Origin of the sequence: Corynebacterium sp. HMSC06G04 (genome assembly GCF_001807365.1) — a bacterium.
Taxonomy (GTDB): Bacteria; Actinomycetota; Actinomycetes; order Mycobacteriales; family Mycobacteriaceae; genus Corynebacterium; species Corynebacterium simulans.
This window is the reverse complement of the sequence record NZ_KV788617.1, coordinates 65,796-81,859: the sequence shown is the minus strand read 5'-3', so window position 1 is coordinate 81,859 and position 16,064 is coordinate 65,796. Positions and strand designations below refer to the sequence as shown.

The following is a 16,064-nucleotide window of genomic DNA, read 5'->3' as shown; positions in this document are numbered from 1 at the left end:
GTTATGAAACAAACCCGTGCCTTGGCCACGCTCGCGCGTTCGTGGCGCCTGCTACGTTCTTTCCGCTTTGAGCAGACTGCGCCGGAAATTTTCTACGGCGGTCTGGCCGAAGACACTGCACTGCTCATCGACGCCCTTTGCCACGACGTCGGCACCCAACTCGCCGGCGCGCGCGTTCTCGACGTAGGCGGCGGCCCGGGCTATTTCGCAGAGGCCTTCGCCCGCCGCGGGGCGCGCTACTTTGGCGTTGAGCCCGATGCGGGCGAGATGTCGGCCGCGGGAATCCAGCTGACCAACGCGGTGCGCGGAGATGGCACGCAGCTGCCCTTTGCTGCAGATACCTTCGACATCACCTACTCCTCCAACGTGGCCGAACATATCCCGCATCCGTGGGATATGGGAGAAGAGATGTTGCGCGTGACCAAGCCCGGCGGATTGGTTGTGCTCAGCTACACCGTGTGGCTGGGCCCCTTCGGCGGGCATGAGACCGGCCTGTGGGAGCACTACGTCGGCGGCGCCTTCGCCCGCGATCGCTATACCCGCCGCCACGGCCACCTGCCGAAGAACGTCTTCGGCACTTCGCTTTTCGCGGTCTCTGCCCGCGAGGGCCTTAAGTGGGCGGAAGCTATCACCAGCAGTGGCGCCGCACCTGGCGGCGCCTCAGTGGATAGTTCGACGCTAGTAGCGACGTTCCCGCGCTACCACCCCAGCTGGGCGTGGTGGGTCACGCGGGTGCCCGTCCTGCGCGAGTTCCTTACCTCAAACCTCGTCCTCGTGCTACGCCGCTGAACCCGATTCCCCGCAAAATGTATCCAATTCAAACGTTCGGAAACATTGTTTCCGAACACGTTCGTCGTGGGTAAAAATAACTACAGCTGCACCATTGTTTGACCTACCATTTGCCCGAAATAACACAAAGGGTCTGGCTCCGATGCACGATCGGAACCAGACCCTAGAGGCCCAAACAGCCTGACGTCAGCCTCTTCAGCAATCAGCTAACTGTTTTAGAGTTAGCCAATCGCGGGAAGTAAGAAGATTAGGCGTTTTCCACGCGGGACTTCAAAGCATTAAACTCGTCCCACACCTCGGAAGGAACGCGGGAGCCCAGGAAGTGCAGCCACTCGGTATTGTCTTCCATGTCTCCAGCCCAGTCGGAAGCGTTGACGGACAGTGCCTCGCGGACATCTTGGATATCGAAGTCGAGGCCCTCGATGTCGATGTCCTCAGCGCGAGCGGTGTGGCCGACGACGGTCTCGACAGCCTCAGCCTTGCCCTCGATGCGATCCACAATCCACTTCAGAACGCGGGAGTTCTCACCGAAGCCCGGCCACAGGAAGCGGCCATCCTCACCACGGCGGAACCAGTTGACCAGGAAGATGGACGGCATACGGTCGCCACCCTTTTCGCCCATGTCAATCCAGTGCTGCAGGTAATCGCCAGCGTTGTAGCCGATGAACGGCAGCATAGCCATTGGATCGTGGCGCAGTGCGCCGACCTTACCCTCTGCGGCAGCGGTCTGGCCGGAAGCCAGCAGGGAGCCGATCATCGTGCCGTGGTTCCAGCTGAATGCCTGGGTAACCAGTGGAACAGTATCTGCACGGCGGCCGCCGAACAGGATGGCATCAATCTTGACGCCCTTCCAGTCATCGAACTCCGGTGCAGCGGTTGGGCACTGGGTAATCGGAACGCAGTAGCGAGAGTTCGGGTGTGCCGCATTGGTGGTGGACTCAGGGGTCCAGTCATTGCCAAGCCAGTCGATGAGGTGGGCTGGAGCCTCGCCCATGTCCTCCCACCAGACATCGCCGTCGTCGGTAAGCGCAACGTTGGTGAACAGGGTGTTGCCCGGCTCCATGGTCTTCATGGCAATCGGGTTGGAATCGTAGTTGGTGCCCGGCGCAACGCCGAAGAAGCCGTTCTCCGGGTTGACGGCGTACAGGCCGTCCTCGCGCAGGTGCATCCAAGCAATGTCGTCACCGACAACCTCTGCGGACCAGCCCGGGATGGTCGGGGTAATCATCGCGAGGTTGGTCTTGCCACAAGCAGACGGGAAAGCCGCCGCAACGTGGTAGTTCTTGCCCTCTGGGTTCGTCAGCTTCAGGATGAGCATGTGCTCAGCCATCCAGCCCTCTTCTTTGGCCATAACAGAAGCGATGCGCAGCGCGTAGCACTTCTTGGCCAAGATGGCGTTTCCGCCGTAACCGGAACCATAGGACCAGATTTCCTTGGTCTCTGGGAACTGGGTGATGTACTTGGTCTCGTTGCACGGCCAAGCCACATCCTCCTGGCCCTCCTCCAAAGGAGCGCCGACAGAGTGCAGAGCGTGCACGAAGTCGCCGTCCGCACCGATCTTCTCCAGTGCCTGTGCTCCCATGCGGGTCATGATGCGCATGGACAAAACGACGTACTCGGAGTCAGTCAGCTGCACACCCAGCTTTGGCTCTGGGTCGCTGATTGGCCCCATGCAGAAAGGAACGACGTACATGGTGCGGCCCTTCATGGAGCCGCGGAATGCCTCTGCCATCTCCTCCTTCATCGCCGCTGGCGGTGCCCAGTTGTTCGTAGGGCCCGCATCTTCCTCAGACTCAGTGCAGATGAAAGTGCGGGACTCTACACGCGCGACGTCGGAAGGGTTAGAGCGAGCCAAGTAGGAGTTCGGGCGCTTTTCCTCGTTCAGCTTGATGAGCGTGCCCTTTTCGACGAGCTCGCCTGCCAGACGATCTGCTTCTTCCTGGGAGCCGTCTACGAAGACCACGCGCTCCGGTTGGAAGAGTTCAACACTTTCGCTAATCCAAGAAATGAGCTTTTCGTTGCTCGTTGGCAACTCGCCGACGAGGCCTTTAATGGTGGCGGTCATCTAAGAATCTCCTAGTGGTCCGGTTCGTGAGGATTTTTACCGCCGAGGAACATCTACCGGGTTCTTGGCCGGAGCACACGTCCCCCACGGGTCTTTCACCACAAGATTAACCCCACGTCGCCGCGAATTAGGGTCAAAATTAGGCATTCAAAGCCAATATGGTTATAACCATGCCGTTCACCACAACTTAACCAAGCGTATGCCGTTGTGACATACAGCATACAGCCCCTCACTCCACCCCAATACGGGGCTGAAATGTTCAGAAGTGGGCGCAGCTTTGTCTGGAATAATCCACCCCCTCGAGACTCAACCCGGTTATATCCACCGCGTAAAGTTCCCTCCACCACCCAGCGAAAAGCGGCGCGGCACTTTGTTAGAGGCATAAGCACAGGGAACAATAAAGAGCAATGAATACTGCAGATAATCCTCAAAACTCCCCAGCCGGCGAAATGCCTCACGGCCGCCCGCTGCAGACCGACTTCAACGCTGAATTCGGCAACGACCTCGATTACCCACGCCTCGGCAACGTCACCTTCCGTCGCGGCACACTCACGGACAACCAGAATGCCCTCTTCGAAGAGCACTGGCCACGCCTAGGAGCAATGCTTGCCGACGAACGCCTCGACATCGATTCCTGGTTCGGCCGCACCGGCGCCAAGACCATCGTCGAAATCGGGTCCGGCACCGGCACTTCCACCGCCGCTATGGCACCGCTCGAGCAGGACACCAACATCATCGCCGTCGAGCTCTACAAGCCGGGCCTAGCCAAGCTCCTAGGCTCTGTCGTTCGCAACGACATCGACAACATCCGCATGATCCGCGGCGACGGCATCGAGGTGATGGTCCGCATGTTTGCGCCAGAATCCTTGGACGGCATCCGTGTCTTCTTCCCTGACCCATGGCCGAAGGCCCGCCACCACAAGCGCCGCATCATCCAATCCGGCACCCTCAACCTTTTTGCCTCCCGCCTGAAAAAGGGCGGTGTTCTGCACGTCGCTACTGACCACGCAGGTTACGCCGAGTGGATAAACGAGCTTGTCGACGTCGAGCCCGCCCTCCGCTACAAAGGCTGGCCATGGCCCGAGTGCCCGCAGCTGACTGATCGCCAGCTCATCACCAAGTTCGAGGGCAAGGGCCTCGACAAAGACCACGTCATCACCGAGTACCTGTGGGAGAAAATCTAATGCAAGGTTCCTACCTACTCATCTGGGACGCCCCCAACATGGACATGGGGCTAGGCGCGATCCTCGGTGGCCGCCCAACTGCAGCGCACCGCCCACGTTTTGATGCCATCGGCCGCTGGCTCGTCGATATCGCTCTGCAGAACGACGCCCAGCCAGAAGCTGCCGTCTTCACCAACGTCACCCCCGGCGGCGCTGACGTCATCCGCCCGTGGGTCGAGGCGATCCGTAACGTCGGCTTCGCAGTCTTTGCCAAGCCGAAGCTGCACGAGGACGACGATGTCGATCCAGACATGGTGGATTACATCCAGGCCAACCGCGACAAACTCGAAGGCGTCATCGTCGCCTCCGCCGACGGCCAGAATTTCCAGTCCCTCCTCGAAGAAATCGCAGCCGAGGGCAAGCCCGTCTGCGTTCTCGGCTTCCACGAGCATGCCTCTTGGGCCGTGACACACGATGACATCGAATTCGTCGACCTCGAGGACATCGAAGGCGTCTTCCGCGAGCCACTGCCGCGCATCAACCTCGACAACCTGCCAGAAGGCGGCGCCTGGTTGCAACCCTTCCGCCCGCTCACCGCCCTACTCAAGCAGCGTTAGGAGGACCATGTTCTACGCTTGGGGCCGCTTTTCCTATGCGCATCGCAAAGTCGTCCCGCTCGTCATTGTTGGCATCATCCTGCTGCTTTTCATCGGCTTCGGTACTCGCTTAGGCGAGCGCATGAGCCAGGAAGGCTGGGAGGATCCCGGCGCGGCGTCGACAAGCGCAGCCCGCATCGAACAGGAAACCTTCGGGCGCGATAACTCCGGCGACGTCATCCTGCTGTTTTCTGATCCCGATCAGAACTTTGCCGCAGCAAAGGACCACCTCGCAACGCTAAAAGAACAGCACCCGCAGGAAATCGATGGCATCACCAGCTACTTTGATACCAAGAACCCAAACTTGGTCAATCGTGACCACAGCACTGCCTTTGCCGCTATCAGTCTCAAAGGCGACGGCGAACAGACGCTGAAGGACTTCCGCGCGATTGAAAGCGACCTCACCGCCACCGACATCCCGGTCAAAGTCGCTGGCGCTACTGCCGTCGCTGACAGCCTCGATGAGGGCATGGCGCACGACATCTCCCGCGCTGAAAAAGCAGCCCTTCCTTTGGTTGGTCTCCTACTGCTGATTGTCTTCGGCTCGGTTGTCGCTGCCTGCATGCCGCTTGTTGTAGGTGGCCTTTCTATCTTGGGCTCGCTGGGTATTTTGTCTGTGCTCGCTGGCTTCCAGCAGGTCAACGTCTTTGCCCAGGCCGTCGTAACGCTGCTCGGTTTGGGCCTTGCTATCGACTACGGCTTGTTCATGGTCTCTCGCTTCCGCGAGGAGCTGGATAAAGGCCGCTCGACCCCCGATGCCGTTGCCACCACTACCGCCACAGCCGGCCAAACCGTGGTCTTTTCCGCGGGCATGGTGACCGTGGCGTTGTCTGGTCTTTTCCTATTCCCGCAGGCCTTCCTGAAGTCCGTGGCTTATGGCTCGATTTCTGCAGTAGGCCTAGCAGCGCTGTTGTCTGTGACCGTCTTGCCGGCGCTTTTCGGCCTGCTGGGCAAGCGCATCGACAAGTTCTCCGTGCGCAAGACTTCTCGAAAAGCCCGCCGTTTAGAAGACACAGTGTGGTACAAGCTTCCTCGTTGGGCCATGCGCCATGCCAAGCTCATGACCGTGGCCATCTGCGGCCTGCTCATTGCCCTTACCTTGCCGGTTCTTGGCGTTAAGTTCGGTGGCATCAACGAGACCTACCTGCCGCCACAACATGAAACCCGCATGGCTCAGGACGAGTTCAACGAGCAGTTCCCGTCCTTCCGCACTGAACCGGTAAAGCTAGTGGTAACTAACGCCACCAATCAGCAGCTTGTCGACGTCGTCATGCAAGTACGCCAGCTCGAAGGCCTCACCAAGCCGATGGGCCCTGTTACTCCAACGAAGGACGGCACCACCGTCCTTGCTGCGGGTATCAAGGATCGTGATGACTACGCCCGTATCGTCCACGAACTCGAGCAGGTGGAAGCACCGGAGGGCGTTGAGCTCTATGTGGGAGGCACTCCGGCCATGGAGGTTGAGTCTTTGGATGCCCTCTTCCACAAGCTGCCGTGGATGGCACTCTACGTCGTCCTGGCAACATTCGTGCTGATGTCTCTAGTTTTCGGCTCTTTCATCTTGCCGATTAAGGCCATTTTGATGACGCTGCTCTCCCTCGGCGCAACGCTCGGCATTTTGACCCTGATGTTCGTCGACGGCTTGGGAGCGAGCGCTTTGAGCTTTACTGCCGGCCCGCTGATGAGTCCAATTCTGGTGCTTATCATTGCCATCGTCTTCGGTCTTTCCACCGATTACGAGGTCTTCCTAGTCTCCCGCATGGTGGAGGCTCGCCGTCGTACGGACGGTGCCGATACAGATGAAGCCATCGCCATCGGCACTGCGCACACCGGAGGCATTATCACGGCTGCGGCTCTCATCATGATTGTGGTGGCAGGCGCTTTCGGCTTTTCCGACATCGTGATGATGAAGTACATCGCTTTCGGCATGATTTTTGCACTGCTTATCGACGCCACCATCGTCCGCATGCTGCTCGTCCCCGCCGTCATGCACTTGCTGCGGGAAGACAACTGGTGGGCGCCCCGCTTCATCCATCGCGCTTACGACAAGTTGGGTCATTGCCGCGAACCCGCCCCAGCCCAGGACAAGTACGATGGCCCTGAACGCAGTGGCCGTTCCCTCGCGGAAGACTCTTCCCTCATCCCATTCAGCGAGCTCATGCAACGCCTCCAAGCCGATAAGCGCACGGGAGAGCGATGAAAAAGAACTGGTTGACCTGGATTGTTTCGCTGCTCATCCTGATTGCACTCGGATGGTTCTTTCGTGACCACCTGAGTTTTATCGCCGAGGGCCTAAGCCGCCTTCGGCATGCGGAGCCACTGCCTGTTGTATTGGTTGTGTTATTCGCATTCGGGTCTATTGCCGGCATGGCGGAGGTCATGCGTCTGCTCATCAAGGCCGGCAAGATTGAGGTCCCGCTGCGGGAAACTTATGCGATTACGCTGGCCTCTAATTCCTGGTCCACCACCCTTCCCGCAGGCCCGGCCTTCGCTGCGATCCTGACTTTCCAGGTGCAGCGTGGTTGGGGCGCCTCGGTGGCTTTGTGTAGCTACTTCCTGTTCCTGTCATCGATCATTTCCTCGATGTTCCTGGCTCTCATCGGCGTCGCCGGTGTGTTTTTCTTGAACGCCGATATGGCGCTGGGGTCGTTGCTGACCACCATCGTCCTCATGCTGGCCGCAATGGGCGCTATCTTCTGGATTACATCCCACCCGGCAACCATTCAGCGCTGGCTAAACCACCAGCGAGTTCTCAAGGGTGCGAAGCTAGCGCGCGTCCGCCAGGAAGTAAACAACCTTGACGAGGTGCACTTGAGCCGCGGCCCGTTTGCGGTCATTTGTATCTCCTCGCTGTTGCACCGCCTGTGCGACATGCTCGCTTTATGGGCCAGCGTGTGGGCCATTACTGGAGAAATCCCTTGGCTACGCGCCGCTGAAGACCACACAACGATGGCCGGCATCGCCCTCGCTTTCCTCGCCGCAAAGCTGGCGGGCTCGGCGCAGGTTACACCGGGTGGTCTTGGAACGGTGGAGGCCGCTCTTATCGCACCGCTGGTGGCTACGGGCCTGACTGCAGATCATGCCACTTCCGCTGCGATTATCTACCGCCTTATTTCCTTTGCTCTGGTCACTATCATTGGCTGGGTCATCTACTTTGTGCATTACGCCAGCAAGGGGCTGACCTACCAAGCGCTGAATCGAAAGGACACTTAAACACTCATGCGCACAGCACCGATTATCGACATCATCGCCCTCGCCATCTTCGCCGTTCTCGCCCGAATTGCGCATGGAGGGCTCTCCTTCAGTAGCTGGGTCGATGCTTTCTGGCCGTGGACTGTAGGCGCACTAATTGGTTGGGTCATCATCCTCGCCACCAAAATGGAAGGTCGTTGGAAGGAAGGCCTCGTGGTTTGGCTTTCTGCTGTAATTGGCGGAATGGCTCTATGGATGCTGGTTAATGGCCGCCTTCCGCACTACAGCTTCCTTATCGTTGCAACCACGATGTCGGCACTGTTCTTCTTCGGCTGGCGAGGTATCGCCGCACTCGCTTCCCGCCGCCACTAGTTCCGGTTGCGGGGCCACCCCACCCCGTTTATGGTGTGGGGCATGAAGTTGGGGGACTTACTCGGGGTACTTGCGCGCGGTATGCACGTGGTCTCGTTATGTGCGGGCCACAACCGCAGCGAGTTGGTGGCGATGGGCGCCACCGAGTCTTTTGCGCAGTCTTTGTTGTCCTTGCATGAAATCTATTTTGGAAAGACTGCTTTCAGCGCCATGCAGCGCGCAGCGCGAAATACTTCGCACTCTTTGGAGTCACTGCGCGAGATTGAAAAATACGTCGGGCGCGTTAGAGATAAGCGCAAAGCTTGGCGCCTACGAGAAGAACTGTGTGCCACTCGGGAGCGCGATATTGCCAAGGTGGCTGTCGCCCGCCTGAAAGAACTGCGGAAGCCACCGCAGGTTGCCCGCGGGGTAAAGGTGCTACGGCGCGATAATGGCCCACACAGTCTTGTTATTACTGACTCCCCGCGCGCTATTGCCGATTTATTCGGCACCATCAAAGCCACTGCTAAAGCCCCCACTGCCGCCGCAACTGCGGCTGAAGCAGCTGCAGCCGGCCTCGACTTGCTCGGAGCAGTCCGCCAAGTATTTAGCGGCGCTGGCTCCAGCGCGCCACGGCTGCATACGCACGTGATTGTGCGATTGGATCAGCTAGATAAAATCGCTCGCGGTAAAGGCGACGATATCCAGCTTCTGGCCACCGACGGCGGCACGCTTAGCGGCGCAGAGTTCATTCAGAAGCGTTTCGCGGACATCGGCTTCGTTACCCTCGTTCATCCGGAAGTGGGCCCGGTTAACTTGTACCGCACGCGGCGTTTTGCGTCGGCAAAACAGCGCACCATGTTGGCGGCTGAGCATCCAACCTGCGCATGGCTGGGCTGCCGACGCCCAGCCAACGAATGCCAATTCCATCACTTGGATAGATGGGAAGACGGCGGGATGACAAACATCGACAATTTGGTTCCGTTATGCCAATACCACAACGCCATCAACGATGATTCACCCGATAAACCCACCGGCCGCGGAAGAATGGCCCGCCTTAGAGGGCGAATATGTTGGCTGCCGCCCGGCGGTGGCAGACCAGTCGTAATTCCCAGCCCCGCAATATAAACCCCGCTATACAAAAAGAGTCTTCCCACAAGTTGCCCTGTGGGAAGACTGCTTTCGGCTGCCAGAAAGGCTTCTGGCAAAAGTTCTTAGCTGGACATTGCTGCGCCATGGTTGAAAATCATAACGACGTAGTTGATGATTTCACCGACAATATCGAGTGCGCTAGACAGCAACATTTACTTTCTCCTTCATTTCTGAGGTCGTTTCATCCACCTTTATCGTCCGCTCCTCTTTAGGGCGTTACATCGGCGCGATGGTGTGCTTCTTAGGCAAGTCACTTTCGGTCTTCGTGGCCAGCTGTCGCAAAGCCTGACGCAAAGCCAAACGCGACTGGCTCGGCTCCACCATTGCATCCAAGTAGCCGCGCTCTGCAGCGACATAAGGAGCGGTCATGGTCTCGTCATAGAAGTCCATAAACATCTTCTTCGTCAATGCACGCTGTTCCGGGGTCTCTGCAGCTTCGAGCTGCTTGCCTGCAATCATCACGACTGCGGCCGCAGAGCCCATCACAGCGATCTGCGCAGTCGGCCAGGCCAGGTTAATATCACCGGTCAGGTTCTTTGAACCCATAACCGCATAAGCGCCGCCATAAGCCTTTCGCACAATCAGCGATACCTTAGGCACCGTTGCCTCCACCACCGCGAATGCGAACTTAGCGCCGCGGTGGATGAGCCCCGCCTTTTCCTGCTCAACGCCCGGCAGGTAGCCCGGAGTATCAACGACGAAGACGAGCGGAATGTTATAAGCATCGCAAATACGGATAAAGCGCGCGCCCTTATCCGCAGCATCGGCATCGATACAACCGGCCAGATGCATCGGGTTATTGGCAACAAAACCGACAGCCTTGCCATCAATTCGACCAAAGGCGGTAATCATGTTCGGCGCGTAGTTTTCTTGTAGCTCGATGATTTCTTCGTCATCACCAAGCTGTGCCAAAAGCTCCAACATGTCATAGCCCGCGTTTGTGTCGTCAGGCATGAACTCATTGAGCTCTGGATCTTCGAGCTCCGAATCCTCGGGAGCTGCAAACTCCGGCGCCTCATCGAAACAAGTCAGCGGCAGATGGTCCAGCAAGTCTCGTACCAAATCGAAAGCATCGTCTTCCGAGGCAACCACAGCGCTAACGTTTCCGTTTAGCTCCTGCTGGCGCGCAGAACCAAGGTCATGGGAAGTAATCTCCTCACCCGTGACCTCCTTGATGACGTTAGGGCCGGTCACATACATCTCGGCCTCACCATCGACTGCGATAACGAAGTCAGTAGTAACCGGGGCGTACACAGCACCGCCAGCAGACTTACCCATCATGATGGAAATCTGCGGGCTACGACCACTAAGTGGCAGCTGGCGACGCGCAATTTCCGAATACATCGCCAGCGAAGTCACCGCATCCTGAATACGCGCGCCACCGGAGTCCTGAATACCAATTACTGGGCAGCCGATCTTGATGGCCATGTCCATAATCTCGGTAACCTTCTTACCGAAGATGACGCCAACCGAACCGCCATAAACCGTCTTATCGTGCGCATAGATGCACACTGGGCGGCCATTCACGCGACCATAACCGGTGACGACACCGTCCGAGTAAATCGCGTCCGGGTCACCCGGGGTCTTTGCCAAAGCACCCGTTTCAACAAAAGATCCCTCGTCTAGCAGCGCATTAATACGCTGGCGTGGGGTTGAGCGGCCGGCGTCATCGCGGCGCTTGCGGGAGCGCTCGCTGCCTGGGTCCTGCGCGCGTTCCAAGCGCTGGCGCAGGTCTTCCAGCTTATGAGCAGTAGTAGTCACTACCGAATCTTCTCCTCGATCCAATCATTGATGTGCTTGCCCACGATACCGATAGCCGGCTCATCAGGAACTGCTAGGTGATCGCCCTGCAGCTGCACGATTTCCAGATCTTCAACGATAGCGCCCCAGCCGCCATCCGGGTCAATCTCGGCATACCGCGGTTCGAGTTCAATGGCACCGTCATGCATGCGCTCCGAGCGGAACAAAATCACCGGAACGTCAACATCAGCCCAACGCTGCATATCCAGCTTGCCCAGAATCTGATTGTCCACGAAGGACGCACGTTGGTGTTCCAGGACACCAGCAGCCAGGCCGTGCTCAGAAGCATCCGTGTTGGACAGGAACTCTGCGAGCATGGTCATCAAAGCATCCTCGCCCATGGTCTCGAGCATCTCGTATGGCGGCTCGAAGTCTAGGCCATAAGTCTTCTTTGCGAAGGCAGCGTAACGACCCCACCGCGCCTTAGTCTCCTCGAGAGTATCCGGAGCAGGATCTGAAGGCTGAGTGGTATCGAGCAGAGCAATGAAAGCAACCTCTGCGCTTTCCTCACCGCGCTTTGTGCGGTCCGCTAGCTGGTAGGCAACCTCATAAGCCAAAGCACCACCGAAGGACCAGCCGCCGAGAACTACCTTGCGGCCGCGGGCGTACTTGATGATGTCATCTATATAGGCAGTAGCGCGCTCCTCCAAGGAGCCTTCGAGCCTTTCGACACCGTAAACTGCGACATCGCTTGGCAGTCGACGCGCCAGTGGCTGGTAGACAACCGTCGTTCCGCCAGCTGGGTGGAACATGAAGACAGCGGGCCCCTCGGCTTCACGCAGAACGCGGATGTTGCCTTCGACCTCAGTCTCCAGCCCCTCGCGTACGAGGTCTGCCAAAGGCTCCAAGGTCTGTGCATCGAGGACTTGCTGAGTTGTGACTTCGATGCCGGCGCGCTCGCTCAGGCGCTGCGCGATATCCGCCGCTACAGACTCATCAATCTGCGGAAGCTGAGAGGTCACGCCCGCTGCTGCCTTGCCCGTAAACGTTGCCCAGGTACCAAAGACCATGCGCTCCGAGGCATCACGAGGGGCAACACCCACGCCTTCAGCGCTGTTTTCTGCATCGTGCTTGTCGACGCCGTCCTTTTCAGCATCGGCTTCTACATCGCCTACCTCCGCAGCGCTAGATTCTGCAGAGTTGGCTCCTGCATTGCCGGTGTCCACGGCGCCGACTTCTCCAGCGCCGACGTCCACGGCGCCGGTCTCGGCAGCACCAGCAACAGACTTACCAGCAACGGCATCCTCGACCATGGTGATGACATCGGCGAGGGAGGCGTCGCGAAGCGCTTGCACCTGCATCGGTGGAATCTGGAAATCATTTTCCACGCGATTCTTAATACGCATGCCCATCAACGAGTCCAGGCCTAGGTCGATTAGCGGCAACTCACGCGGCAGGTCAGAAACGTCGTAGCCCATTGACTCAGAGACGATCAGCGAAAGCCGCTCCTCCACAGTCTCCTTCGATGGGTCCCAACGCACAGCCTCCACATCGCTCACATCAGTAAACGACGCCGGTGCACTCGGTGCGGCAGGTTCGGCAATCGCAGCCACGCCCGGAATAGAAGCTTCAGTCAAGTTCAGCGCAGATGCAAAGCCTTCTGCCACCAGCTGCGTAGCCGGACCGTTCACAAAGTAAACCGCAATCGACAGGCCGCCCAATGACTTCGACACCACAGTGGTTACCTCACCCTGCGGCGGCAAGTCACCGTGCTCCTCCGAAGCCACAATCTGCGAGCCCGGGGTAACTGCCTCAGCAGCAGCCTCCAAAATTGCCAGAGCAGAAGGAGCTTGGTCTGCATTCGTCGAGAACGCAACCTTGCCCTCCGGCAGGTTAACCCGCGCACCTGGCAAACCAGAGATGCCAGAAGAAGGACGGGCATTCGTCCAGAAGCGCTGGCGCTTGAACTGGGTGTGAGGGGCGTCGACAAGCGCGCCCGAACCAAAGACCGCCGTGTAGTCTACCGGTGCGCCAGCCACATACAGCTTCGCCAGAAGGTCCAACAAAGACTCCGTCGGATCGACCTTCCGCTTCAAGCTAAACAGCAACTGCGCATCAGACTTACCAACCGCAAAAGCAGTCGACATTAGCCCCATCAACGCAATCGGGTTCGGTGATATTTCCACAATCTGCGTATGCCCAGAGGCAAAAGCGGCTTCCGTAGCATCCTGCAGCATGACCGGCTGGCGAGTCATACGAATCCAGTAATCCTCATCGTGGACAAGGGCACCTGGGCGGTAGATTTCACCGCGGTCGACAGAGCTGTACAGCGTCGTGTGCAGCGGCCGTGGTTCGATACCAGCGATGTCTGCATACAGCTCGCCCAGAATTGGGTCCACAGCCGAGGTATGTCCTGCACCCTTCACGTTAAGCGCGCGTGCGAACTTTCCTTCTGCTTCCAGCTTTTCCACCAAAGCGAGGACCTCAGGGCGCGGACCGCCAACAGTTGTCATACCAGGGCCGGTGTAGACGGCAGGCTCAATGTTGCCGTCCAGAGCTTCGATCTCGGCAGAAGTAAGCTCGACAACAGCCATTGCGCCTTGTTCTTCCTCACCGAGCGAGTTTTCACCTTCGCCCATCAAGCGGGAACGGTGAGCGGCGATAAGCATGGCGTCCTCTGCAGTGATACCGCCGGAAGCGTAGGCAGCGGCGATTTCGCCCATGGACATACCGATAACACCCGCCGGACGAACGCCGAAGGATGCAAGAAGGTCCGTCAAAGCAATCTGGATTGCGGTAATCGCTACCTGGGCGGTTTCGGTGTTGTAGGTCTGGGCGTCGTCGGTAACGATGTCGAGGATGGACCACCCGGACTCGAATTCGACGATTCGGTCGAGTTCTTCCAAGCGTTCCTTAAACGCTGGAGAAATCTCGAGAACGTCCTTAATCATCTTGCGGTGCTGGGAACCGAAGCCGGAGTAGATAAAGACGGGGCCTGGTACAGACGGGGAATCTGCAGAGGCGATTCCCATGGAGACTTTGCCGTCGGCTACCTGACGCAAACGCTTGACGACGTCCTCTTCGCTGACGCCCGTCACCACTGCACGGGAGCGTGCATGGTTTCGGCGCGCAAGAGTGCGCGCGAGAGAAAGCAGGTCAGGATGTTCTTGCTCGATGTAGTCAGCGATCTGGCCTGCAGCAGCCGCGCGACGGGATGGCAGAAGACCGGAAATCGGCAGGGAGACTGGAGCGCCCTCGTCGATGTTGACCTGCGCTGCGGTCTCGGCAGTCAGGCCGCGGTAGTCGGTGAGGACGACGTGCGCGTTAGTGCCACCGAAGCCGAAGCCTGAAACACCAGCGACTTTTTGACCCGAATATTCCGGCCACTCGCGGGGATCCTCAACGACTTCGAGGTGCTCGTTGTCGAAATCGATGTAGCGGTTTGGGGCGGAGAAGTTGATGCTTGGCGGGATGACGCCGTGGCGCATCGACTCGATGACCTTAATGAGGCCAACTACGCCGGCAGCGGATTCAGAGTGACCGATGTTCGACTTCGCAGAACCGAGAAGCATCGGCGCTGCCATTTCGCGCCCGGAACCGAGAACACGGCCAAGGGCGGTGGCCTCGATTGGGTCTCCGAGGATGGTGCCGGTGCCGTGTGCTTCGACGTAGTCGACTAGCTGCGGGTCAATACCAGCGTCGGCGTAGGCGCGCTCGAGGACGTCAACCTGCGCGTCTGGGTTCGGGGCGGTTAGTCCGTTGGAGTGGCCGTCGGAGTTAACGGCAGTGCCCTTGATGACGGCGAGGATGTTATCGCCATCGCGCTCAGCATCGGCGAGACGCTTGAGCACCAAAACGCCGGCGGCATCAGAGCGGACGATACCGTCGGCGTCGTCGGAGAAAGCGTGGATAGCGCTGGTCGGGGAGATAACGCCAAGTTCGCTAAATCCAGTCGAGGCGTGCGGAGCAGCGAGGATGTTAACGCCGCCGGCCAAAGCTACGTCAGAGGCACCTGTGCGCAGGTCATTGACGGCTTGGCTAACAGCGACCAGCGAGGAAGAGCATGCAGTGTCCACGTTGATGGAAGGGCCACGCAGGTCCAGTGCGTAGGAGATGCGGTTGGCCACCACTGCAGAAGAAGTGCCGGTCATGGCATAAGGGTGCGCCTCTGCAGGGTCAGCGACGATGAGCATGCCGTAGTCATTGTTAGTCGAACCCATGTACACGCCCGTTGCAGTGCCGCGCAGCTGGTTGGCTGGAAGCCCTGCGTCCTCGAGCGCTTCCCAAGCTAGTTCAAGAAGAATGCGCTGCTGAGGGTCCATGTTCGCGGCTTCGAGGGGAGAAAGCCCAAAGAACTCCGCATCGAAGCTAGCAATGTCTTCGAGGTAACCGCCATCGGTGTTCTGGTTAGCGATCTTTTCCGAGACCGTCGGCTCTGCGGCGTACTCCGACCAGCGGCCCATAGGTAGCGGGCCGGTTCCGGCACGGCCTTCGACCAACATGTCCCAGAACTCTTTGACGTTCTGTGCTCCGGGGAAACGGCCAGCTTCACCGATAATCGCGATATCGCCGCCAATGATGCCGGCATTGCGCGTGGAGGCGGCACCGCTGCTGGAATCGACCGCGGAGTTGCTCGAGGATGCTACGCCGTTGACCAGACGGTCAGCGAGCTGTGCGATAGTCGGGTATTCATAAGCGACAGTCGGTTCTAACTTCATCCCGAGTAGGTTCTCCAGCTCACCGGAGAGAACTACTGCATCGCGGGAGGACAACCCGAAGTTTTCTAGAGGCTTGCTATCAGTAATTTCCTCAGCGGATAGGCCGGTGGTTTGCGCGACCCAATTGCGTAGCCAGCCTCGTAGTTCTTCAACAGTCATCTAAATTAGCTTTCTATAAATGGGGAGTTTCCGCACAATTCTGCACAGCACTGGTTGCCGCATGCCTGCAATCTTTATC

At 58.5% G+C, this 16,064-nt stretch carries 10 protein-coding genes; 7 read left to right on the top strand and 3 right to left on the bottom strand.

What is annotated here, in order from left to right; all coding sequences use genetic code 11:
- Positions 1-3 precede the first annotated feature (3 nt).
- Positions 4-789, top strand: coding sequence for a class I SAM-dependent methyltransferase (locus tag HMPREF3158_RS07275; protein ID WP_062036880.1), 786 nt, complete (start codon positions 4-6; stop codon positions 787-789).
- A gap of 247 nt (positions 790-1,036) precedes the next feature.
- On the opposite strand, the gene HMPREF3158_RS07270 is transcribed toward HMPREF3158_RS07275, so the two are convergent.
- On the bottom strand, positions 1,037-2,854 hold the full coding sequence (locus HMPREF3158_RS07270; RefSeq protein WP_070497892.1) for a phosphoenolpyruvate carboxykinase (GTP): 1,818 nt from the start codon (positions 2,852-2,854) through the stop codon (positions 1,037-1,039).
- A 407-nt stretch (positions 2,855-3,261) separates the two neighbouring features.
- Between HMPREF3158_RS07270 and trmB the strand changes: the two genes are divergently transcribed.
- From trmB to HMPREF3158_RS07240, 6 genes are read left to right on the top strand one after another with little or no spacing between them, the layout of a single operon-like run.
- Positions 3,262-4,038 carry a tRNA (guanosine(46)-N7)-methyltransferase TrmB gene (trmB, locus tag HMPREF3158_RS07265; RefSeq protein WP_061925002.1) on the top strand — a complete coding sequence of 259 codons (777 nt, stop codon included), beginning with the start codon at positions 3,262-3,264 and terminating at the stop codon, positions 4,036-4,038.
- Positions 4,038-4,634 carry an NYN domain-containing protein gene (locus HMPREF3158_RS07260; RefSeq protein WP_062043147.1) on the top strand — a complete coding sequence of 199 codons (597 nt, stop codon included), beginning with the start codon at positions 4,038-4,040 and terminating at the stop codon, positions 4,632-4,634. The genes trmB and HMPREF3158_RS07260 overlap by 1 nt, the downstream gene beginning before the upstream one ends.
- 7 nt (positions 4,635-4,641) lie before the next feature.
- Positions 4,642-6,873: an MMPL family transporter gene (locus tag HMPREF3158_RS07255; RefSeq protein WP_141741019.1), complete on the top strand. Its 2,232-nt coding sequence runs from the start codon at positions 4,642-4,644 to the stop codon at positions 6,871-6,873.
- Positions 6,870-7,886, top strand: a complete 1,017-nt coding sequence (locus HMPREF3158_RS07250) for a lysylphosphatidylglycerol synthase transmembrane domain-containing protein (protein ID WP_070497890.1) — start codon at positions 6,870-6,872, stop codon at positions 7,884-7,886. The genes HMPREF3158_RS07255 and HMPREF3158_RS07250 overlap by 4 nt, the downstream gene beginning before the upstream one ends.
- Positions 7,887-7,892: 6 nt before the next feature.
- The gene (locus HMPREF3158_RS07245) at positions 7,893-8,237 is read left to right on the top strand and encodes a DUF3054 domain-containing protein (protein ID WP_062036861.1); all 345 of its coding nucleotides are present in this window, start codon (positions 7,893-7,895) and stop codon (positions 8,235-8,237) included.
- A 42-nt stretch (positions 8,238-8,279) separates the two neighbouring features.
- The gene (locus tag HMPREF3158_RS07240; protein ID WP_070497888.1) at positions 8,280-9,344 is read left to right on the top strand and encodes an HNH endonuclease signature motif containing protein; all 1,065 of its coding nucleotides are present in this window, start codon (positions 8,280-8,282) and stop codon (positions 9,342-9,344) included.
- 240 nt (positions 9,345-9,584) lie between these two features.
- Here HMPREF3158_RS07240 and HMPREF3158_RS07235 read toward each other — a convergent pair whose 3' ends face one another.
- Both HMPREF3158_RS07235 and HMPREF3158_RS07230 read right to left on the bottom strand, forming a co-directional pair.
- Positions 9,585-11,129: an acyl-CoA carboxylase subunit beta gene (locus HMPREF3158_RS07235; RefSeq protein WP_062036855.1), complete on the bottom strand. Its 1,545-nt coding sequence runs from the start codon at positions 11,127-11,129 to the stop codon at positions 9,585-9,587.
- Positions 11,129-15,985, bottom strand: a complete 4,857-nt coding sequence (locus HMPREF3158_RS07230; protein ID WP_070497886.1) for a type I polyketide synthase — start codon at positions 15,983-15,985, stop codon at positions 11,129-11,131. Before HMPREF3158_RS07230 ends, HMPREF3158_RS07235 begins: the two co-directional genes overlap by 1 nt.
- Between the last annotated feature and the right edge of the window lie 79 nt (positions 15,986-16,064).